Source organism: Mangrovibacter phragmitis, from assembly GCF_040429585.1.
GTDB classification, from domain to species: Bacteria; Pseudomonadota; Gammaproteobacteria; order Enterobacterales; family Enterobacteriaceae; genus Mangrovibacter; species Mangrovibacter phragmitis.
Map to the genome: position 1 here is coordinate 3726731 of NZ_CP134782.1, position 18055 is coordinate 3744785.

The 18055-nt window shown below is 50.0% G+C and carries 23 protein-coding genes and 1 pseudogene; 2 read left to right on the forward strand and 22 right to left on the reverse strand.

What is annotated here, in order from left to right; translation table 11 throughout:
* Positions 1–6: 6 nt before the first annotated feature.
* The 17 genes and pseudogenes from MPHASIOC01_RS18020 to MPHASIOC01_RS18100 form a co-directional block, all read right to left on the reverse strand.
* Positions 7–243 (reverse strand): TraR/DksA family transcriptional regulator, encoded by a 237-nt coding sequence (locus MPHASIOC01_RS18020; RefSeq protein WP_353613028.1) that lies wholly within the window; start codon positions 241–243, stop codon positions 7–9.
* Entirely contained in the window at positions 240–845 is a 606-nt protein-coding gene (locus MPHASIOC01_RS18025; RefSeq protein ID WP_353613029.1) for a hypothetical protein, read from the reverse strand. Before MPHASIOC01_RS18025 ends, MPHASIOC01_RS18020 begins: the two co-directional genes overlap by 4 nt.
* On the reverse strand, positions 833–1219 hold the full coding sequence (locus tag MPHASIOC01_RS18030; RefSeq protein ID WP_353613030.1) for a hypothetical protein: 387 nt from the start codon (positions 1217–1219) through the stop codon (positions 833–835). Before MPHASIOC01_RS18030 ends, MPHASIOC01_RS18025 begins: the two co-directional genes overlap by 13 nt.
* On the reverse strand, positions 1203–1430 hold the full coding sequence (locus MPHASIOC01_RS18035; protein ID WP_353613031.1) for a hypothetical protein: 228 nt from the start codon (positions 1428–1430) through the stop codon (positions 1203–1205). The genes MPHASIOC01_RS18030 and MPHASIOC01_RS18035 overlap by 17 nt, the downstream gene beginning before the upstream one ends.
* A gap of 1 nt (position 1431) precedes the next feature.
* On the reverse strand, positions 1432–2013 hold the full coding sequence (locus tag MPHASIOC01_RS18040) for a glycoside hydrolase family 108 protein (RefSeq protein WP_036108998.1): 582 nt from the start codon (positions 2011–2013) through the stop codon (positions 1432–1434).
* 96 nt (positions 2014–2109) lie between these two features.
* Positions 2110–2613 carry a hypothetical protein gene (locus MPHASIOC01_RS18045; protein ID WP_036108999.1) on the reverse strand — a complete coding sequence of 168 codons (504 nt, stop codon included), beginning with the start codon at positions 2611–2613 and terminating at the stop codon, positions 2110–2112.
* 11 nt (positions 2614–2624) lie between these two features.
* Positions 2625–3020: a Mor transcription activator family protein gene (locus tag MPHASIOC01_RS18050; RefSeq protein WP_353613032.1), complete on the reverse strand. Its 396-nt coding sequence runs from the start codon at positions 3018–3020 to the stop codon at positions 2625–2627.
* Complete coding sequence (locus MPHASIOC01_RS18055; RefSeq protein ID WP_353613033.1) at positions 3017–3568, reverse strand: regulatory protein GemA; 552 nt, start codon at positions 3566–3568, stop codon at positions 3017–3019. The genes MPHASIOC01_RS18050 and MPHASIOC01_RS18055 overlap by 4 nt, the downstream gene beginning before the upstream one ends.
* A gap of 172 nt (positions 3569–3740) precedes the next feature.
* Positions 3741–4178 (reverse strand): annotated as a pseudogene (locus tag MPHASIOC01_RS18060) (DUF550 domain-containing protein); the annotation flags it as partial.
* 203 nt (positions 4179–4381) lie between these two features.
* Positions 4382–4999, reverse strand: coding sequence for a DUF3164 family protein (locus MPHASIOC01_RS18065; protein WP_036109005.1), 618 nt, complete (start codon positions 4997–4999; stop codon positions 4382–4384).
* A 12-nt stretch (positions 5000–5011) separates the two neighbouring features.
* On the reverse strand, positions 5012–5266 hold the full coding sequence (locus MPHASIOC01_RS18070; RefSeq protein ID WP_036109009.1) for a hypothetical protein: 255 nt from the start codon (positions 5264–5266) through the stop codon (positions 5012–5014).
* A 9-nt stretch (positions 5267–5275) separates the two neighbouring features.
* The gene (locus MPHASIOC01_RS18075; RefSeq protein WP_353613034.1) at positions 5276–5533 is read right to left on the reverse strand and encodes a hypothetical protein; all 258 of its coding nucleotides are present in this window, start codon (positions 5531–5533) and stop codon (positions 5276–5278) included.
* 38 nt (positions 5534–5571) lie between these two features.
* Positions 5572–5862: a hypothetical protein gene (locus MPHASIOC01_RS18080; protein ID WP_036109013.1), complete on the reverse strand. Its 291-nt coding sequence runs from the start codon at positions 5860–5862 to the stop codon at positions 5572–5574.
* Between the two features lie 2 nt (positions 5863–5864).
* The gene (locus tag MPHASIOC01_RS18085; protein ID WP_036109014.1) at positions 5865–6104 is read right to left on the reverse strand and encodes a hypothetical protein; all 240 of its coding nucleotides are present in this window, start codon (positions 6102–6104) and stop codon (positions 5865–5867) included.
* 4 nt (positions 6105–6108) lie between these two features.
* Positions 6109–7047, reverse strand: a complete 939-nt coding sequence (locus MPHASIOC01_RS18090) for an AAA family ATPase (RefSeq protein ID WP_353613035.1) — start codon at positions 7045–7047, stop codon at positions 6109–6111.
* A 78-nt stretch (positions 7048–7125) separates the two neighbouring features.
* A complete protein-coding gene (locus MPHASIOC01_RS18095) occupies positions 7126–9111 on the reverse strand; it encodes a transposase domain-containing protein (RefSeq protein ID WP_353613036.1) in 1986 nt (661 codons plus the stop codon).
* A complete protein-coding gene (locus MPHASIOC01_RS18100; RefSeq protein ID WP_072006966.1) occupies positions 9111–9332 on the reverse strand; it encodes a helix-turn-helix transcriptional regulator in 222 nt (73 codons plus the stop codon). The genes MPHASIOC01_RS18095 and MPHASIOC01_RS18100 overlap by 1 nt, the downstream gene beginning before the upstream one ends.
* Before the next feature lie 232 nt (positions 9333–9564).
* Here MPHASIOC01_RS18100 and MPHASIOC01_RS18105 point away from each other — a divergent pair, with 232 nt between their 5' ends.
* Entirely contained in the window at positions 9565–10278 is a 714-nt protein-coding gene (locus MPHASIOC01_RS18105; protein ID WP_084172279.1) for a S24 family peptidase, read from the forward strand.
* A gap of 229 nt (positions 10279–10507) precedes the next feature.
* On the opposite strand, the gene MPHASIOC01_RS18110 is transcribed toward MPHASIOC01_RS18105, so the two are convergent.
* From MPHASIOC01_RS18110 to MPHASIOC01_RS18130, 5 genes are all read right to left on the reverse strand, one after another.
* The gene (locus MPHASIOC01_RS18110; RefSeq protein ID WP_353613037.1) at positions 10508–10663 is read right to left on the reverse strand and encodes a hypothetical protein; all 156 of its coding nucleotides are present in this window, start codon (positions 10661–10663) and stop codon (positions 10508–10510) included.
* Between the two features lie 3 nt (positions 10664–10666).
* Complete coding sequence (locus tag MPHASIOC01_RS18115) at positions 10667–11560, reverse strand: ABC transporter permease (RefSeq protein ID WP_353613038.1); 894 nt, start codon at positions 11558–11560, stop codon at positions 10667–10669.
* A gap of 2 nt (positions 11561–11562) precedes the next feature.
* Positions 11563–12516, reverse strand: a complete 954-nt coding sequence (locus tag MPHASIOC01_RS18120; RefSeq protein ID WP_036104683.1) for an ABC transporter permease — start codon at positions 12514–12516, stop codon at positions 11563–11565.
* Between the two features lie 21 nt (positions 12517–12537).
* Positions 12538–14199 carry an ABC transporter substrate-binding protein gene (locus tag MPHASIOC01_RS18125; protein ID WP_064600490.1) on the reverse strand — a complete coding sequence of 554 codons (1662 nt, stop codon included), beginning with the start codon at positions 14197–14199 and terminating at the stop codon, positions 12538–12540.
* 350 nt (positions 14200–14549) lie between these two features.
* Entirely contained in the window at positions 14550–16091 is a 1542-nt protein-coding gene (locus MPHASIOC01_RS18130; RefSeq protein WP_064600492.1) for a PAS domain-containing methyl-accepting chemotaxis protein, read from the reverse strand.
* A gap of 341 nt (positions 16092–16432) precedes the next feature.
* On the opposite strand from MPHASIOC01_RS18130, the gene MPHASIOC01_RS18135 reads away from it, so the two are divergent.
* Positions 16433–18010 (forward strand): ABC transporter substrate-binding protein, encoded by a 1578-nt coding sequence (locus tag MPHASIOC01_RS18135; protein WP_064600734.1) that lies wholly within the window; start codon positions 16433–16435, stop codon positions 18008–18010.
* The last annotated feature ends 45 nt before the right edge of the window (positions 18011–18055 follow it).

Genomic DNA, 18055 nt, shown 5'->3' on the forward strand with positions numbered 1-18055 from the left:
GCCCAGTTACCTTGAACCGCATCCCAGTCCACGCTTCCCCCTTTCTTCTCTGATGCTCTGACAGGTATGGCAGGTCACGGCATCCGGTTGCGCAGCAAGTCGGTCGTCCGGAATGGTATTGCCACAGTCATTACAAAAACCGTAATGTTCAGGCCGTTCTTTAATGCGGTTTAAATGGCGGTTTAAAATGCGTTCCCGCTCTTCAGTTTCCAGAGCACTGGCGCGGTCAAAAGCATCTGTCATTTCGTCACCATGGCCTTGTCCTTGCTTGACTTGCTGTAGCGGGCAAACCCGTCCAGTGTCCTGAAGCCCAGATAGCCCATGGCGGGTGTCGCCAGCATCAGGGCGATATCCCAGTCTGGCGCGGGCATGGTAAACACATGACCATAAGCACTGGCGACGGCACCGGCCTGCTGTCCCAGAGACATCAGCATCACATAACCGATACTGCTGTAGAGGGATAAACGGGCCATCAGGGGCCGGGTCTGACGCACATAGGTGTCAGTGGCATTATCACCATTACGAATGGTTTCCTGTTGTTCATGCTGAGCCGCCTGACTGTCAGCCATGACAGCTTTGTCCCGTTCAAGCTGAATTTGCTCCAGCTGCACTTTCATGGACTGGATTTGCACGAACTGGTCCGGGGGTAACTGGCTCAGTTTCTGCTCAAGAACCCGTTGCTGGTCCTGAGGGTTAATGACCGAACCGACACTCTCAACTATGCCTGCCACTGAATCGGCGGCTTTCGCCGTATCACCACCGAACAGGTTACCCACCGTTCTGACAAGAGAAGGTCCGGCTTTCATGAGCAAAGAGGCAATGGTGGAAATGGTTATTGGATCCATTTCATCAACTCCTTATTTCTGACCCACAGGCTGAACATGAAGCCGCACAATGACCCTGCGATATACATCGCGACGGATATCCACGTTACGGCAAGAAACGATGTGGCCCAGAAGCAGGCAAGCGCACCGACCAGAACCAGCCAGGCACACCAGCCCATGACCTTTCGACGATGTGCCAGACGCTGCACGACAGCCCGGTTATCAAGAAAGAAACTGAGTGATGAAAGCGCCACACCTGAGGCTGACAGCCACCAGACGAGAAAGGGCTTCTGGCCCGTCTGTCCACATACGGACAGAGAAACCACGACAAACAAAAGCAATGTCCACCCCGAACAAAACAGCTTTGGCAACATCACTTTAATTGAGTTGAACATTCTTTTTTTCCTTGTAACGGTGGCATCGCCAGACAATGTCTCTGACATCAACAGAATCCCATCCCTTGCGGTAATAACTGGCGTGTGTTCCATCGCAGCCGGTGTAGTCTCTTGGGGTTGGAACCGGGCCACCATCGACCCGGTGCAGCACTTCCTGACGGAGGCGATCACGCCGCCCCAAAAGCCGTGAGTTTTCCCAGCTTTTGCACATATCAGCTCCGGGTGACAGAAACCTGCCCACCAATCACTTCCTGACAGGCACTTGCCAGTTCATCCAGTCGGTTGAACCAGCCATTGAGGTATTTCCCCTGAGAAGCATTGGATTTAATGATGTCGGCGTAGTAGCGGGAACGTTTGAGGAAGCAGCGGATCAACAGCCATTCAGCATCTGCGGTACTGACTGCATTGACTGTTTTCGGGCCAATGATGCCATCAGCCTGGACACCAACAGCCTCCTGCAGCAGTTGAATGGCTTTTTTGGAACCATGCTGAACAGCGGAGTCAAAGACAAAAATGGATATGCCGTCAGGCCATGTATCGCACTTGGTTGTAAGCCAGTAGTCACGCTGATAGATTTGACCAGCCTGTTCCTGAGTCAGGTCTTTAATGAGGGTATCGGGTTTCCCGTCGCCGCTGACATCTGTTTTTCCATCAGCGAGGCCATCCCGAAGGTCTGAAATACCGAACTTTGTTTCACCGCCTTTGTCCGTAGGGTCATTAACATAGCCACCTTCACGGGCAAGGACAAAAGCCAGTGCGTGTTGAAATGCGGGGGAAAACAATTGCTGTGTCATATCGGCACCTGAAGATAAAGTTAAAAACGTTTCTTCAATTTATGCCGGACATAAAAAAAGCCGGATTTACCGGCTTCATTGGTATTGACTATGTCATCATGCTTTTTGTGCAGAGCAGGAAGTATTCATACCTGAGTGTTTTATTTTAACATCCCAGCCATTAATGTTTTTATGCACATAATCACCATTACTCAACTGGAGCTTATCAACAGACATAAAGTCCAGTGGGTCAGTAACATTATCATCCCACGACTTTAATTTCTCAATTTGGTCAGAAGTAAGTACCACATGTCGGAAGACAATATTGCATACGGCTGTGGTGGCAACAAAGAAATCATCATCGCTGGGTTTATCACCGTTACCTGCATACCACATTTTTATATTAACTTCGTTCTTTCTCACTGAAGCTTTAATGTTCTGATAAATCCCTAAGTTACGCCCGGTAAACTCAGCAAATGCGGTGTCTCCTTCGTTGTACCAGTCAGCAGCATCCACGTTCGTGTACTGTTGAAAAACCCCTTTAACATCTTTAATGAAGTCCGTACTTGCGATTGCTGATTGGGATAAAATACTTGCTGCGATCAATATGAAGATTTTCATTAATCTTATCCTCAGAATAATGGCATTTGGTGTTTGCCATGCTCCAGTCTTCTCATCCGTTTGATGGCTTTATACACCGTTTTGTAGGTTACATGATAGCGCTCAACCAGCTCAGGTATATTTTTACCGGTAAAGTCACGCCAGATACGCATATCGCGGATGAGATACTCAAGTGTCTGCCCCCGGGGGAAATAGACCTGCATTCCTCCAATCTTGCTACTGATAGCGGCCACCAGTTCAATTGAGTGGCGGGAGTCATACCCAAGCCGTTCCAGTTCGTTACGTAATAACGCATTCAGCTCAGCCAGGAGTGAAGGAAACCGGGAGGATTCAACCTCATCATCAAGATGTTCCAGAATACTGTCATCCCGTACATCATCAAAAAGCTCACCCGTTTCATTTTTCATTGTTTCCCCCTTGCCCTTGCTGCAATAAAAGCAGAGCGAACAGAGTCATAATCCCTTAGCTCTCTGCCATTAACCGGGCTGACAGGCATCATTATCCCGCGTTCGGTCATCGTTTCACGCATCACTCTAAGGTGCCACTGTTTGAGACTTTCCAGTACAGCAATCACCATATCGCCACGCAGCCATGCCACACTTGCCACACCTTCACCACCGTTCTTCTGGCTGGTTATCCGCTGAACCCAACGGTCAAGGGCAACATCACTGCCGTCAATGACAAAACCATCTATGTGCATGAAACGCCAGATAACGCGAATTTTTGCACTGATATCTGATGGTCGTGAAGTTCTGCGTTTATCCGAACGGGCAGATGTCCGGGAAAAGCCTTTTCCCTCCAGCGCCTTCAGCACTTTTTCAAGTTCCTGAATATTCATGTCCCGGCAACTACTTTTGCCAGGAACAATACTGCCAATCATGGTCCGGTATGTTTCATCATCGAGACCCAGCTTGCGCCGGGCCACATGGATAAGTTTAATCACGTTTTTACGCATGTTAACTGCTCCCAGCCAGTGCGGCACGGGCCTGCCAGACATGCCACAGTATGGCGATGAAAGCAGTTTCATCAGATTCAGTGGTCATTCCACTGCGGTCTGGTTCGTAGTCAGTTGCAAGCCATGCATCAAATAAGGCACGTTCGTCGGCGAGTAACCGGGACTCTCCGCCTTTAATATGCAGGCGGGGTTCTCCATCCTTTGGCTCCGGCCAGTTACGGGTTTTATTCACAGCCAGCTTTTTAATCATTGCCTGAACTATCTGCTCATCAGTGATGCCAGCACGGCGTTGCGCGTCCCATAACAGGAATTGCATATCAGCCCATTCGCTAAGGTCACCTGGTTCTGCTGCCGCTTCCAGCGCTTCTTTAGAAAGGTGTTTCAGTGGGCCAACCGGACCAACATTACCGAAGGTGGCTTGTGACCACTCAGCGTGTTCGCGGCGAACATGTTCACGCGCTGTCTGCTCAGATACGACAGGGCCAGAATAGAGTGGAGTAACTTTCCACATTGGCATTCCTTGGTACATTCGCGCTTCACACTCCTGGTCACGAAGGGTTACATCGCCGAATGGTGATACCACTTTGTATTCAACCGGCTTCTGCTCTATCGCCTGCAACAGTGCCCGGGCCATATACATACCTTCTTCCAGTGACTGCCCCACACTTCCAAATGCAATTTCTTCCAGCCGTCTCTTTTCAGGTATCGGTAGTTCCGTTATGTATGTCATAAATAACCTCATACTCAGTTTCAGCGCGAGCGAATCCCCGGCGCTCGCGCCGTATTAAGAAAGAAAACATCAGGAATTAATTATCAGAGCCTGGCTATATCCAGAGATATTTGCTTATAAGAGCCGTCAGTCTGGCGCTCATAAATCCGCAAATACTGACTGGTTCCGGTCACCTGGATAGCATCAGCTACCGCATCCATCGCCTCATTCCATTTCCCGTCATCAATGTTCAGCTGGCGTAACCCCAGCACCTGATTGATGTCTATCTTTCCCTGCTTGTTGACCCGGAAAGCATGGTCAACCAGCGCCATGATTTTTTCATCAGCACCACCGGACCATTCACTGATACAGGTATCTATCAGCTTCTTTGCTGCCTGAATTCGCTCATCGAAAACCCGGTGTTCCCCAACAGCACGAATAATTTTGTAACGGCCATCGAAGCTTACCAGCGTGACATTCCCTTTTGCGCCACCATATTCAACACCGTATTCAGCCGCTGAAACATCAATGAAGTCACCCACCTTTGCCATTGAACCGAGTTTGAACTCAGCCAGAGATTTACGCTGAAGATGAGCAGCTTCCACAATGGCAAGAACCACTTCATCACGCAGTTTATCCAGCGGTTTTATTTGGGACTCCGGAACATAATGGCCCTGAGCATTAATCCGGTAACCTTCCGGGATGTTATTTTCAGTATTCATAAAAGCCTCAGTTTAATTTTTACTATATTGTCGCTGAATAAGGTCAGTGAACTTAATTAATGCATCCAGACCTTCATGTTGTCTGGGTGCTTCAGGGATACCGGGCACTAACAACTGGTCACTGTTTCTGGAATGTCTTGCCATGTCTTCAATCAGTCCCCGAACCCGTGTTTCTTCTCCTGACAGAATGGGCAATGCGCCATCAGGTGTCACCGTACCAAACTCAATCAGACCGGATGCCCACGCGTAAGCCGTAATTTTTGCCATGTGCCCCCCTTAGTGTTTCTGTACTGACCGTTCGCAGACACTGCCTTCTGCGTGGTCACCCATGGAACGCATCTCTTCAACCAGTTTCCCCATTACCAGACCCGCTATTTCTTTTTGATTCTCGGCCATTACCATGGCAAGTGCCCCGGTGGGATTGTGCTGGTCACCCTGAAAATCAACCTGAACATTAACCGAAATCCCTTCCATGACGCCGTTTTGCACCCGTTTTGCAAAATCACTTTTAAATTCAAAAATTACTTTAGCCATATACTGATACCCCTTTATTTAAGTAGTCAGGCGATACTTCACTCAGCCTGACAGACAATGTGGAAAACCCGGTTACGGGTCATTTCCATTTTTTGGGCTATGACCGCAATGGACAGCCCCGCCTTATAAAGCTCACGGCAGAGATACTGGTCATGCTCATCTTCCGTGACTATCCGTAATGACAACCCATGGCGCATGGCGCGGTTATAGACAGACTGAGTTGAACGCCCCAGCAGACGGGCCAGTTCACTGACCCCCAGTTTCCCCGCATGCTGCTCAAGGAGACGGAGTTCTTCCCGGGTCCATGTTCTGCCTGATTTACATCCCATATTTACCTCCAGATAACCCGGCAACCCTCAAGGCTGGCAACCCAGACTGACCGGGTTCCCCCTTTGTGGGTTTCCATAATTCGTGAGGCCTGATTCACCAGTTCAGCAGGAGGGCAGGCGATTTCCAGCAAAGGACGGCGCATAAATACGCGGACATCCGTGACACGACTCCCACGCGCCCGAAGCCAGCTCTGTGCTGCCTCAGCCATACTGATATGCTCTGCAATATGTTCGGCTATCATGGTGTTATTCCCCGTTGACATCTGCATGACCGAGTTCAAGCATCGCTGAATGGATGTGCCCCGTATTAACAGGCTCACCTTTACCGCTTGCGTAGATATGAGCCAGCGGCAGGATGTGTGAAAGAGAGCGAAGTGCCCCGGGCCGTTTTGCAATAGCCTTAAGCAGCTGGCGTTCGTCCTTGCCTGCCACATTCCATGCATCACAGAAAGCATCGACATCCCCGGCTTTGATGTTGTTAATCACCACCTTTTTTGCCACCCGGGAAAATAGCCGGGCAAAGTCCACACTGCGTGTTCCACCGGTCAGCCGGTCATAGACCTTGTGGTTGCCCGTAAAGGCCAGACCGATATTGCATTCCTCCTGAAGAATGCGCAGTTCTTCAATGGCGTCATAGTTGAGCCAGTCAGCTTCATCAATGATGATGAGCGAGCTGGTATCGCGCAGGCGATGACGCAGCAGACGTGAGAGTGCGCCCCGCTGGTAAGGTGCATCAGCAATCCCCATGGCAAGGGCCAGTTCATACATGGTTTCCAGTTCATTGGTTCGGGATTTGCTGGCAGTAATACGCCAGACGTTGTTTCCTGTACGTTCATACTGTTTGAGCGCCTCAGACTTACCAACGCCCGGGTTACCATAAACAAGGGCAATGGTGTGCGTCAGTTGCGCATAAGTCAGCGCAGCGGTGATGGTTTCCGATGTCGGCGTTGCAACATAGTCAGGAATGGCAGGAAGGGTGTGTTGCGCAGCTTTACGGGTTTCCAGCCAGGTGTTTATGCTCTGGGCAACGGTGTCATTATCCCCTCTGTATTTTCCGTTCAGAAACTGGGAAATAACCGCTGTTGACTGACCGGTTTCACGCGCCAGAGTAGCTCCCGTTGTTCCACCATTTTCAATCATGGATTTGACTGCGTGGCGGACTTCATCATGGTTAATTTGCGTCATTTTCTTTAATCCTGTATTTTTCCGTTGTTAAAGCTGATTTACATCGTTTTCAAAGAGCGGCAGGCAAGGCCGCTCTTTTCATTTCTTCCCTTTGCTGACAGATTTCATCAGCGCCTGAAAAATCACATCGTTTTCATTCTGTTGTTCCTGTACCTCCTGAACTTTCTTCAGGGCATTACCTTCTGAAAACACCCGTTCAACCACATGGCGCTGAGGGGGTTCTGGCGGGGCCACATCGGGAAGGAGGTCATTCACCTCGATAGCGGTCATGCGACGTTGTGCCCGGGCAGCGCGTTTGGTGTGAGACATCATCTGTTTACGCTGACGGCTGTGTTCGCGGCCTGTTTCTGTGTCGCCAAAGGCCACGGCAGAACGGCACTCAGCCATACACAGAAAACGGCCGTCCAGGTCATAACAGGCGACTTCGCTGTGCAGGTTTCTCGGGTCGAAGCGCACGGTAATTTTGCGTTTGCGAAGATTGGCAAGCGCCGGGTTCCAGTAGCTGTTTTTGCGACCGAATAATGTACCGCCCGATTCAAGCAGGAATTCACCGGTGGGTTTCACCGTCACGGCTTCAGCCGGAAGCATAAGCTGACGAATTTGTTCATCACTGAGACGGGTGACAATGGCATTGCGGTAGCTGTTCTCAAAAGCCTGGTCAAAGGAATACTCACCGCGACACATTTCAGTATTACGCCCGGTTTTTGCGTTATACATCGCGATACCTTCATTGACGGCGGCAAGAAAGGTTTCTACATCAACCACCCGGTCACCGTAATTATCCGGTTTGTTTTGGGTGTTCGGGCCGGTATATGCTCCGGCAAGGGAAGGATGTTTATCGATATAATCACCCAGACCACCAATACCGAAGGAACGTTCGACAGGCTTTGCCTGCCCCCAGCCTTTCCCACCGATAACACTGGTCCAGTGCACCTGGATACCCAGCAGAGGCAAAATCCCCATAGGGTCATCAGGCTTAACTTTAAAGCGGTAACGGTTTGGTACACCGCCAGAAAGCCATTTATTGGCGGCTGCACGGGTGTTATCGATAGTGACGTGTTCGGGTTTGCCAAAGTCTGAAATGGCATCCATCAGTGAAAGGCGAATGCTGTCGCTGTTTTCCGAAACATCAGTGCGCCAGCCAATAATCTTGCGGCTGTGGACATCCTGCCACACCCATGTTTTTGGCCGGATAACTTCGCCGTTATACCAGCGAACAAAAACGTTATGCTGATAGCCATCGCCATTAATCCATTCCATGGCACTGAGTTGTGCAACAGTACGTTGCTGACTGGGGAACATTCTCGCCAGCGCATTATCACCTTTGCGGGTCGCCACGATAACGCGGACATCAACCTCACGCTCCACGCGACGGCGCAGTGTCCGTTCTGACGGGATTTCCCATCCATATTCACGCGCAGCGATAACGAGCAACTCATAGGATTTTGTAAAGCACGGCTCTTCAGGGCGCAGGTAGTCACCAAGAAAGAATTGCCAGGCATCTTCACTGATAGGTGCTTCACGATTTGTTTTTCGTTTTTCACGCAAACGACGGTCTAACAATACCGGAGCCCATAAATCACGACTCCGGTTCTGCACCCGGTAGTAGAGATTACGCAATGAGCCTTCGCTCATCTGCAGTTTTTTCGCGGCGGTAGCCATCGCGAGCCGTAAGGTCAGCCCCGAATCCTGGAGTTCGGCAACTAAAGCGACAGCTTTAGCCCGGTGTTCGGCTCGCAGTCGCTGTTCGTTACTGGCTTTCTCCCAGTGTTGCCAGAGTTTCTGTCTTTCAAAGCTTTCTGCTGAAGCGACAGTTTTCTTGTTATTTTCAGGTAACGTGATCAACCCTACACCAGTTTCAATTAATCCTTTGGATGTAAGAAATTCGGCTCGAACTTGGGGCGGGAGAGCTGATATGTGATACTCAAATGCTTTTGACCCCTCGCGTTTACGGCGTAATTCAGTCCTTCCTGCCACCATTCTTTCAAGAGTGTCCCGGGTTCTTCTGGGGGTTGTTGGCAATCCAGCAATACCGGCGACTTCATTAGCAGATACCCATTCCATTAATTGCACTCCTCTTTGGGATACCTGCTCGGCCAAATCATTTGTGGAGAAGTTCCCAGGGCAGCAGCAATAAGTTGCTCACCTCGGGGCCATTTCCGTGCAAACGTATTACTTAAAGTTCTTGAGCCAAGTCCCGCTTCACGTGAAACACGGGCCAGTGATGTCCCTTTCTTTTTTAAAGCAGCAATTACATCTGCCCGATGCCAGTCTCTTCCATCCATGCAATTTTTTTGAGATGCTACATAATCATTCATAGTAATAAGCCCTTGTGCTTAGACCTAGTAATAAGACGATAGAGACAAAAGGGACGCAAGTCAATAGGACTTCGTCCTTTTTGTCTTTTTAGTGATTCAGCCTCAGATGCCTGTATAGCCTGGCATTTAGTGGAAAAAGACATGTAAGCGGCAAAAAGGACGACCAGTCCCTTTTACCATCGATGAAAAGGACGTAAATATGGAGTTTGAAGAATCTAAAGACTGGTTAACGGCTAAAGATGCAGCCGGTCTACCTGATATGCCTACAACCCCGAGAAGGGCAAGAGACATACTGGACAGAGCCAGCTATGACCGACCTGATTTGCGGAGAAAAAGGAAAGGGACGAAAGCGACGGAATATCATATATCTGTCCTGCCACCAGCAGCAAAGTTGGCGTACAAGAGTGAGGGAAGTAAACAGTCAGTAAATGATGTGCCATCACCTAACTACACTGTAGAAAAAGCAGAACCTGATTCGTATGACAACTTCTTAGATGAATTTGCTCTTATACCAGGTTATCGCATCCAAGTATCGGCTGGATATGGTTCATTTAATGATGATGGCATTTCACCATGTAGACATCTAGCGTTTAGACGTAAGTGGTTGTCATATCGTGGTTTTCATGAAAAAGACCTTGTTGTTGTTTGGGCAAAAGGTGATTCCATGGAACCAACAATCAGCAACAACGACACTTTACTCATTAACACAGCAGATGCCAGGCCATCTGATGGAAACATGTATGTAATCAGACAAGATGACTTGTTGTGGGTGAAAAGGTTTCAGATTCAACCTAATGGCGCCTGGGTTCTTATTAGCGATAACACGACTTATCCACCAATGCCTATTTCAAAAAGTGAGCTTCATAACTTTGAAGTCATTGGCCGTGTTGTTCATATTGCAAAGGATGTTTAAGGTTTAAATGCACTTTAAACCTTGAAATCACCCAGCGGTACTTTCATTTTTTATGTGTCAGTAATCTCGTTTCAAGTTAGGTGATCTAAAAAAGCGTTCGGCATTGACCTCGCTCTGTGTACTTCATAGTAGATTACCTGAAGCCTTTCATATCAAGACTTATCCCACATACTCCCGGTTAAACCCGGATATTCCCGGTACTAGATACTATTCATTACTTATGTGTCACTTAACACCCTTTTTTTACTTCAAAATTAACGTTATCTACAGCCTGAACCTGTACCCGCCCTTGCGCGCTACGCACCGGGAAATACTTCACCAGCCCGGAAACACGTAACAAAGGCTGAGCAGGCCCACCAATATCCTGATTATGAAAAGGTTGCATCCGTTACTCCTTAATGGCCATGGCTGAGCGCAGGCGATCAGCAAGAATATTGAAGGAGATAGACGTGATGAAAATCATCATGCCTGGTAAAGCCGCCACCCAGGGTTGGGTATAAATAGCCGTGCGCAACGTGTTGAGCATCAGCCCCCATTCGGGTTCAGGTGGCCGTACTCCGAGCCCCAGAAAAGAGAGGCCGGAAGCCAGAATCATGCAGACAGAAATTAACCCGGTAGAGAAGACAAATACCGGCCCGAGGACATTGCCCAGTACCTGAACGCGAATAATGGTAAAGGCACTCGCTCCCGTGGCTCTGGCCGCATCGATATAATCCATATTGCGCACTTGAGCGGTAACACTTTCAGCGATACGGGCAACCTGGGGCACAAACACCAAAGTCAGGGATAACAACGCATTCCCGATCCCGGCCCCTAACGCGCCAGATAACGCAATGGCCAGCAGAACAGAAGGAAAGGCATAAAACACATCCACAGTGCGCATAATCGCACTGTTTACCCAGCCTCCGGCGTACCCGGCCACGATACCTATCGTCCCGCCGATAAAAAACGCCAGGATTACCGGCATAATCCCCATAAATAGCGATAAACGCGTGCCCAGAATCAACCGCGACAGCATGTCGCGCCCCAGTTCATCAGAACCCAGGGGGAAACCATCAGTCCCAATGGGTTTGAGGCGCAAAAACATGGATGTCTGGTAGGGGTCTTTGGTTATCAGCCAGGGGCCAGCCACGGCTAAAAACAGCAGAGCGATAATGATGGCAGCGACAAACATGCCGCCGGGGTCTTTTGCCAGCCTCAGTGCGACACCAGACCAGTAGCTATCTGAAGCCGGAACAACAGGCAATGTATCAGGTGCTTTTGGTGTCACAGAATCAACCATCCTCAGCTCCTTTTAATTCGCGGATCAAGCGCAGACTGGAGCATGTCTACCAGCAAATTCAGCAGCACAAAAAACAGCGCCAGAACCCAGATAGTTCCCTGTAACAGCGGCAAGTCTCGCTGGAAAATTGCCGTGTTGAGCAACATCCCCGTACCCGGCCAGGAAAATACCGTCTCAACCAGGATTGAACCGCCCATCAGGTAACCCACCTGCAGCCCCATCACCGCCAGGGCGGTTGGCGCGGCATTTTTCACCACATGGCCAAAAATACTCGCTTCACTCAGCCCTCTGGCCCGTAACCCGGTAATAAATTCCTGGCTCAATAAGTCTGCGACCTGAGAACGCACGGTACGGGCAATAATACCTGTGGGAATGACAGATAACGTAATGGCCGGGAGCAACATAAATTGCATATGCTCCCAGTTCCACGCCCAGCCCACTTCGCCTATCGGCCCGCCGCCTGTAGCAGGTAGCACCGACAGTTTTACGCTGAAAATAATGACCAGCAGCATACCCAGCCAGTAGTGCGGCACACTCACGCCAAACACCGATAACACCGATGCCAGGCGGTCCACCAGGCTGTTGCGGTAATAACCGGCAACAAACCCGAACAGGCTTCCCAGCAAAAAACCCACCAGTGTTGCCAGCACAGCCAGGCGCAGCGAATAGGTCACCGCCGTCATTACCTCGCTGAATACCGGCCGCCCGGTGGCGACCGACATACCCAAATCGCCATGCAATGCCCGCCACAGCCAGTGGACAAACTGAACCGGTAGCGGTTTATCGAAGCCATAAGCCTGCATCAGACTGCGGCGTAGTTCTTCTGAAGCATCTGGCGGCATAACGGAAACCAGCGGGTCGCCGGGGGCTATCTGTACCAACAGGAAACAGATAATCGCTACCCCCAGCATGGTGGGAACCGCCAGCAATACTCGGTAAAAGACAGACCGAAACATGCTTCCCTCCTGAGTTCTCAGTTACTCTTTTTTGCTCACCAGCGCGAGATCGATAAACCAGCTTTGCGGCTGTACCACCCCAGTGACAGCAGGTGAAATTGCCCGGGGACCAACATCATGGGCAACAAACAGGAACGGAACCTGGTCCACCAGCTCGGTGTGCAATGCAGCAGCGGCTTTGTTCATCTCATCCGTGCTGAAGGCATTTTTCACCGCCGTTGCCAGTTTTTCAGTTTCAGGTGTGGCGAAATAACCCCAGTTAGTGGCAACCGGTGGGAAGGCTTTCGCCGTTGAGAAACGGATCATGCCAAAGTAGGGATCGAGCGCGGCGGCACTGACGTTGATCGCATCAATACCTTTGGCTGCCGGATCTTTTGCCCCCAAACGCCAGTTGGTAAACAAGGTATTCCATTCCTGGACCTTGATATCCACGTTGAAATAGCAACTTTTCAGGCTTTGTTGGATGTATTCGTTCATGGGTAACGGCTGCATCTGCCCGGAGCCGGATGCCGAGGTCGCCACAGTCACATGCAGTGGTTTGCTGGCGCTGTAACCGGCTTCTTCCATCAACTTACGTGCGGTATCGGGATCATATTTAATTTTGAAGGTGGGGTTGCCATGCCAGGGGTTACCGGGTTCATACACGCCGGTGGCCGCCTCCATGTAGCCGCCAAGGTAATTTTTCAGCTCTGCACGGTTGATACACAGGTTAGCCGCCTTACGCACCCGGATATCCAGCCAGGGCGACCCTTTCAGGAATGAGAACTGCCAGGGCCAGACATGAGGCTGAATATTGGCGTAGATCTTGTAGCCCTGGGCTTTTATTTGATCGAGCGCGTCCGGCGCTGGCGCTTCTATCCAGTCCACTTGTTTTGAGAGCAATGCAGCAGTGCGCGCATTAGCTTCCGGCAGTGGGATCAGCACCACTTTGTCCACTTTCGGAATACGTGCTTTATTCCAGTAATTAGGGTTCTTTTTCAGGATCAACTGCTGGCGGGGAACTAACTTTTCCAGTTCAAACGGGCCGCTTCCTACAGCATGTGCTGCGAACTCCGTCCACGCCGTTTTGCTGCGTGTGGCGTCATCGCCATCTGAAGCCGGGATAGCCGCAAAAATTTTCTGCCAGGCCGTGGGCGAAACAATAAACAGATTCGTGAGGTTATAAGGCAGGAGCGCATCCGGTTCTGATGTGGTCAGGGCAACGGTGTAATCATCAATTTTCGTGGCTCCGCGCAGTGTTGGCATACGCGATAAGGTATTGCCAATCTGCCCTGGTGCGTATTGTACAGCGGTTTTATCCAGAACTTTGTTAACGTTCCAGACAATGGCATCGGCATTGACTGGCGTACCATCATGGAAGGTGGCATCGTGGCGCAAAGTGAAGATCCAGCGCGTGTGATCATCCGGGTCAACATGCCATTCGGTGGCAAGCCCTGGCACCAAACCACTGGGTTTTTCGCCTTGTGAAAGATCCCACTCAACCAGTGAATCGTACAAAGGGATCCCGGTGAAACGGTTACCTTCATAGCCCTGATCTGGCTGGCCCAGAGTCAGGGGAATATCCGCTGCAGTCATAGCAATACGCAGCGTTGACGCATTTACCAGTGAACTACTCAAAAGCGCCAGAGAACCCAGCGCCAGTGCGAACTTACTTTTACGGCCCGGAAAAGATAATTTCAGCATGTTGATGTCCCTGTTAAATAAATGACAGGAAACATCGAGCAAAATATGTACCAAATGGTGAAAAATCGGGAAATAACTCATAAAACAATGAAACAATATCATTATCTTATGCTTACAAATCGTTAACGACCGCAACAAATAACCGAAACTTATAGCAAGGTTGCGCAAACGCACTATCACAGTGAGTGCGTTGCACCAACAGCCTGTATTACGCTAAATAACATCATGTTATTGATAGAAAACGCACAGTTTGAATAAGCCACCATGTAGCCATTCACCAGGTACACTGGCGGTTAAGCAGCCAGGTTGCGCAGAACCTGGCCCTCCGTCAATCTCAGCCAGAGTAGTGATTACCCCGCCTGAGAAAGCACGCCAACTGCATCCTGAAGACGTTCCGCCCGGTATTTCACCATGTCGGCAATTTGTGCATTGCTTTCCACCAGTTGCGCGTTACTGGAAGTGATCCCATCCAGCGCCGCCACCACTTCGGTCAACCCGGATAGCCCGGAAGCCTGTTCACGGGTCGCCTTGCTGATGCGGGTAATCAGTTGTGTGACATTTTGTACCCGGTCCACAATGTCCTGAATGGTTTGCCCTGCCTGGTGAACCTGTACAGAGCCCGATTCAACTTTCCTGGCACTTTCTTCAATTAACTGGCGAATTTCATTAGCTGCAGACGCGCTGCGTTGTGCCAGATGGCGCACTTCCTGCGCCACAACTGCAAATCCTTTTCCCTGCTCCCCCGCCCGCGCAGCTTCGACGGCGGCATTCAGTGCCAGAATATTGGTCTGGAAAGCGATGTCATTAATTAATGAGGTGATGGTACCGATTTGCTGAGTACTGCTGGCAATATCATCCATAGTGGTGACTACCGTTTTCATTGCCTGCCCACCGCTTTGTGCCACCTGGCTGGCATCGGAGGAGAGTTGGTTAGCTTGTTCAGCGGTTTGCGAATTGGACTGCACAGTCTCGGCCATCTGATTCATTGTTGTGACCGTAGCCTGGACATTATCTACCGACTGCTGCGTACGGTGGTTCAGGTCTTCGTTGCTCTTTGCAAGCTCTTCACTCCCCTGACGCACGGTGTTGATTTGTTGGGTGACATCATTCATCAACCAGCGGCACATCAGCCCTAGTTGACCAATGGCCCGTAAGGTACGGCCAATTTCATCTGCACGGTGTATATGACGTATTGACTGACGCTCACCGGTGGCAACCTCCAGTGCCTGGGTTGCCACATCCTCTACAGGCCGGGCTACCTGCCAGACCATCATGCCCATCCCAACCAGCATAACCAGCGCCGCCGTCGCTAATTCGCCCAGCAACATCATGCCCCGCTCACCTTGTACGACGGCCAGCACTGCGAATAAGGCCCACAACAAAGCAAACACACCGCCTATGCGCTGACGGAGTGAAAGGCGGGGCAATATTCCCGACAAACCTTTACCCAGCACCAGGCCTTTGAAAATCCGCTTTGTACTGCGCCCTTCATTAAGCGCGCTATACAGCGATTCTGCACCGGCGATTTCATCGCGATTCGCCGCCACTCTTATCGACATATAGCCAGTCACTTTGCCCTCTCTTTTCATTGGGCAGACATTGGCGCGAACCCAATAATGGTCGCCATCTTTACACCGGTTTTTCACAATTCCAGTCCAGGGTTCGCCACTGCGCAACGTGGCCCACATATCGGCAAATGCGGCTTTTGGCATATCCGGGTGGCGCAAAATATTATGTGGGCTGCCAGTGAGTTCATCCAGACTGTAACCACTGATATGGACAAAATCATCATTAGCATGAGTGATATAGCTGGCGAGGTCTGTGGTCGACATCAGTGTTGCTGAGCTTTCCAGTTTTTTTTCTGTTTGGGTAACAGGAGGGCGAGAAGTCATGTACAGCTCCGAAAAAACAGTTGCCTGTTTGTTAAAAACATTCCAGTGAATTGTTATTTCGGCGCTAAAAAATTTATCTTTAGGTTTATTGTGTGATCACAATCGCATTTATCCACTAATAAGATCAGGTTATTCGCACAGACATGTCTGCCACGTATATAACCCGCCAGATATTTTATGAAAGCAATAATTTCATAAAGTTACTATATAGCCATGATGACATTTGACTATATGGATATTACTTATTTTCATAGGTTACCTGCGCGATATGGCTTTATCTCCGGGACTAAAAGCCCTAACGTTATGTGAACAATAATGTCGAAACGTTAATTGGGATGATTATGCGCAAGAAATACCTTCCTGCTGTATTACTGACAGCGCTCTCTGCCAGTATTTTTTCTGCTCAGGCTGCCACACCACCCAATACCCTGGTTGTTGCCCAGGGGCTTGATGACCTGGTTAGCCTTGACCCGGCTGAAGCCAACGAATTGTCGAGCATTCAAACCATTCCCTCTTTATACCAACGCCTGGTACAGGCTGACCGGGATAACCCGGAAAAAGTTATTCCAGTACTGGCTGAAAGCTGGACAACTGATGCAGCCAGCAAAACACTGACGATAACACTGCGTAACGGCGCAGTATTTGCTTCCGGAAACCCGGTGCGCCCTGAAGATGTTATTTGGTCATATACCCGGGCCATTAATCTGAATAAATCCCCCGCATTTATACTTAATGTTCTGGGCTGGTCACCGAAGAATATCGCCAAACAATTCAAGAAGGTTGACGACCACCGATTACAGATTCACTGGACTGCCGATGTCAGCCCGGCGGTTGCCTTAAATATTCTGTCCACGCCAATCGCTTCTATTGTGGATGAGAAACAAGTGGCCTCTCATGCCAAAAACAATGATTTCGGTAATGCATGGCTGAAAATGCATTCGGCGGGAAGTGGCCCCTACAGCATGCGGGTTTACCAGCCCCACCAGGCAATAGTGCTGGATGCCAATGCTTCCTCGCCTGGCGATAAAGCCAGGATGGCTCACATAATTATCAAGAATGTGCCCGACCCGGCCGCGCGTCGCCTGTTAATCCAGCAGGGGGATGCCGATATAGCCCGTGACCTGGGCGCAGACCAGACCAGTGCGCTGCAAGGCAAACCTGGCGTAAAAGTGCTGAGCATTCCTTCTGCTGAACAGAACTACCTGGTGTTTAACACCGGTAATAGTGCTAATCCGCTCCTGAAGAACCCGGCATTCTGGGAGGCTGCTCGCTGGCTGGTTGATTATAAAGGCATTACGCAGGATCTGCTGAAAGGCCAGTATTTTATTCACCAGAGCTTTCTGCCTGTTGGCTTACCGGGTGCTATCGAAAGTAACCCTTTCCACTTTGATCCTGAAAAAGCCAAAGCGATTTTAAGCAAAGCAGGAATTAAAGACGCACACTTTACGCTGGATGTGGAAAACAAACCGCCATTCATCACTATTGCCCAGTCTATGCAGGCCAGTTTTGCACAGGGTGGCGTAAAAATAGATTTACTGCCTGCCGCAGGTAGCCAGGTGTATGCCCGGGTGCGGGCCAAACAACACCAGGCCGCCATTCGTCTGTGGATCCCGGATTATTTTGATGCCCACTCAAATGCCAGCGCATTTGCTTACAATGATGGTAAATCCAGCACTGTCGCAGGGTTGAATGGCTGGATGAACCCTGAAATGAATAAGCAAACACTGGCCGCCGTGGCTGAAGCCGACCCCGCTAAACGCCTGTCTATGTATCAACAGATGCAGGAGAAGTTACAGCACAACTCACCGTATGTATTTATTGACCAGGGGAAAACCCAGGTGGTGGTACGCGATAACGTGAAGGGCTACCAACAAGGGCTGAACGCCGATATGGTGTACTATGACCGCGTAACCAAATAATACCGGTCTCTTTAGCGGCGCAGGGCAATATTACACCCTGTGCCG

What these genes read in the sequence shown, in the direction of transcription:
- MPHASIOC01_RS18130 (WP_064600492.1), bottom strand. Translation starts at nt 16,091, where the DNA reads ATGACTTCTCGCCCTCCTGTTACCCAAACAGAAAAAAAACTGGAAAGC.
- MPHASIOC01_RS18080 (WP_036109013.1), bottom strand. Translation starts at nt 5,862, where the DNA reads ATGGGATGTAAATCAGGCAGAACATGGACCCGGGAAGAACTCCGTCTC.
- MPHASIOC01_RS18100 (WP_072006966.1), bottom strand. Translation starts at nt 9,332, where the DNA reads ATGGATGGAAGAGACTGGCATCGGGCAGATGTAATTGCTGCTTTAAAA.
- MPHASIOC01_RS18055 (WP_353613033.1), bottom strand. Translation starts at nt 3,568, where the DNA reads ATGCGTAAAAACGTGATTAAACTTATCCATGTGGCCCGGCGCAAGCTG.
- MPHASIOC01_RS18135 (WP_064600734.1), top strand. Translation starts at nt 16,433, where the DNA reads ATGCGCAAGAAATACCTTCCTGCTGTATTACTGACAGCGCTCTCTGCC.
- MPHASIOC01_RS18035 (WP_353613031.1), bottom strand. Translation starts at nt 1,430, where the DNA reads ATGTGCAAAAGCTGGGAAAACTCACGGCTTTTGGGGCGGCGTGATCGC.
- MPHASIOC01_RS18050 (WP_353613032.1), bottom strand. Translation starts at nt 3,020, where the DNA reads ATGAAAAATGAAACGGGTGAGCTTTTTGATGATGTACGGGATGACAGT.
- MPHASIOC01_RS18110 (WP_353613037.1), bottom strand. Translation starts at nt 10,663, where the DNA reads ATGCAACCTTTTCATAATCAGGATATTGGTGGGCCTGCTCAGCCTTTG.
- MPHASIOC01_RS18115 (WP_353613038.1), bottom strand. Translation starts at nt 11,560, where the DNA reads ATGGTTGATTCTGTGACACCAAAAGCACCTGATACATTGCCTGTTGTT.
- MPHASIOC01_RS18085 (WP_036109014.1), bottom strand. Translation starts at nt 6,104, where the DNA reads ATGATAGCCGAACATATTGCAGAGCATATCAGTATGGCTGAGGCAGCA.
- MPHASIOC01_RS18090 (WP_353613035.1), bottom strand. Translation starts at nt 7,047, where the DNA reads ATGACGCAAATTAACCATGATGAAGTCCGCCACGCAGTCAAATCCATG.
- MPHASIOC01_RS18105 (WP_084172279.1), top strand. Translation starts at nt 9,565, where the DNA reads ATGGAGTTTGAAGAATCTAAAGACTGGTTAACGGCTAAAGATGCAGCC.
- MPHASIOC01_RS18030 (WP_353613030.1), bottom strand. Translation starts at nt 1,219, where the DNA reads ATGTTCAACTCAATTAAAGTGATGTTGCCAAAGCTGTTTTGTTCGGGG.
- MPHASIOC01_RS18125 (WP_064600490.1), bottom strand. Translation starts at nt 14,199, where the DNA reads ATGCTGAAATTATCTTTTCCGGGCCGTAAAAGTAAGTTCGCACTGGCG.
- MPHASIOC01_RS18045 (WP_036108999.1), bottom strand. Translation starts at nt 2,613, where the DNA reads ATGAAAATCTTCATATTGATCGCAGCAAGTATTTTATCCCAATCAGCA.
- MPHASIOC01_RS18075 (WP_353613034.1), bottom strand. Translation starts at nt 5,533, where the DNA reads ATGGCTAAAGTAATTTTTGAATTTAAAAGTGATTTTGCAAAACGGGTG.
- MPHASIOC01_RS18025 (WP_353613029.1), bottom strand. Translation starts at nt 845, where the DNA reads ATGGATCCAATAACCATTTCCACCATTGCCTCTTTGCTCATGAAAGCC.
- MPHASIOC01_RS18070 (WP_036109009.1), bottom strand. Translation starts at nt 5,266, where the DNA reads ATGGCAAAAATTACGGCTTACGCGTGGGCATCCGGTCTGATTGAGTTT.
- MPHASIOC01_RS18020 (WP_353613028.1), bottom strand. Translation starts at nt 243, where the DNA reads ATGACAGATGCTTTTGACCGCGCCAGTGCTCTGGAAACTGAAGAGCGG.
- MPHASIOC01_RS18040 (WP_036108998.1), bottom strand. Translation starts at nt 2,013, where the DNA reads ATGACACAGCAATTGTTTTCCCCCGCATTTCAACACGCACTGGCTTTT.
- MPHASIOC01_RS18120 (WP_036104683.1), bottom strand. Translation starts at nt 12,516, where the DNA reads ATGTTTCGGTCTGTCTTTTACCGAGTATTGCTGGCGGTTCCCACCATG.
- MPHASIOC01_RS18065 (WP_036109005.1), bottom strand. Translation starts at nt 4,999, where the DNA reads ATGAATACTGAAAATAACATCCCGGAAGGTTACCGGATTAATGCTCAG.
- MPHASIOC01_RS18095 (WP_353613036.1), bottom strand. Translation starts at nt 9,111, where the DNA reads ATGGAATGGGTATCTGCTAATGAAGTCGCCGGTATTGCTGGATTGCCA.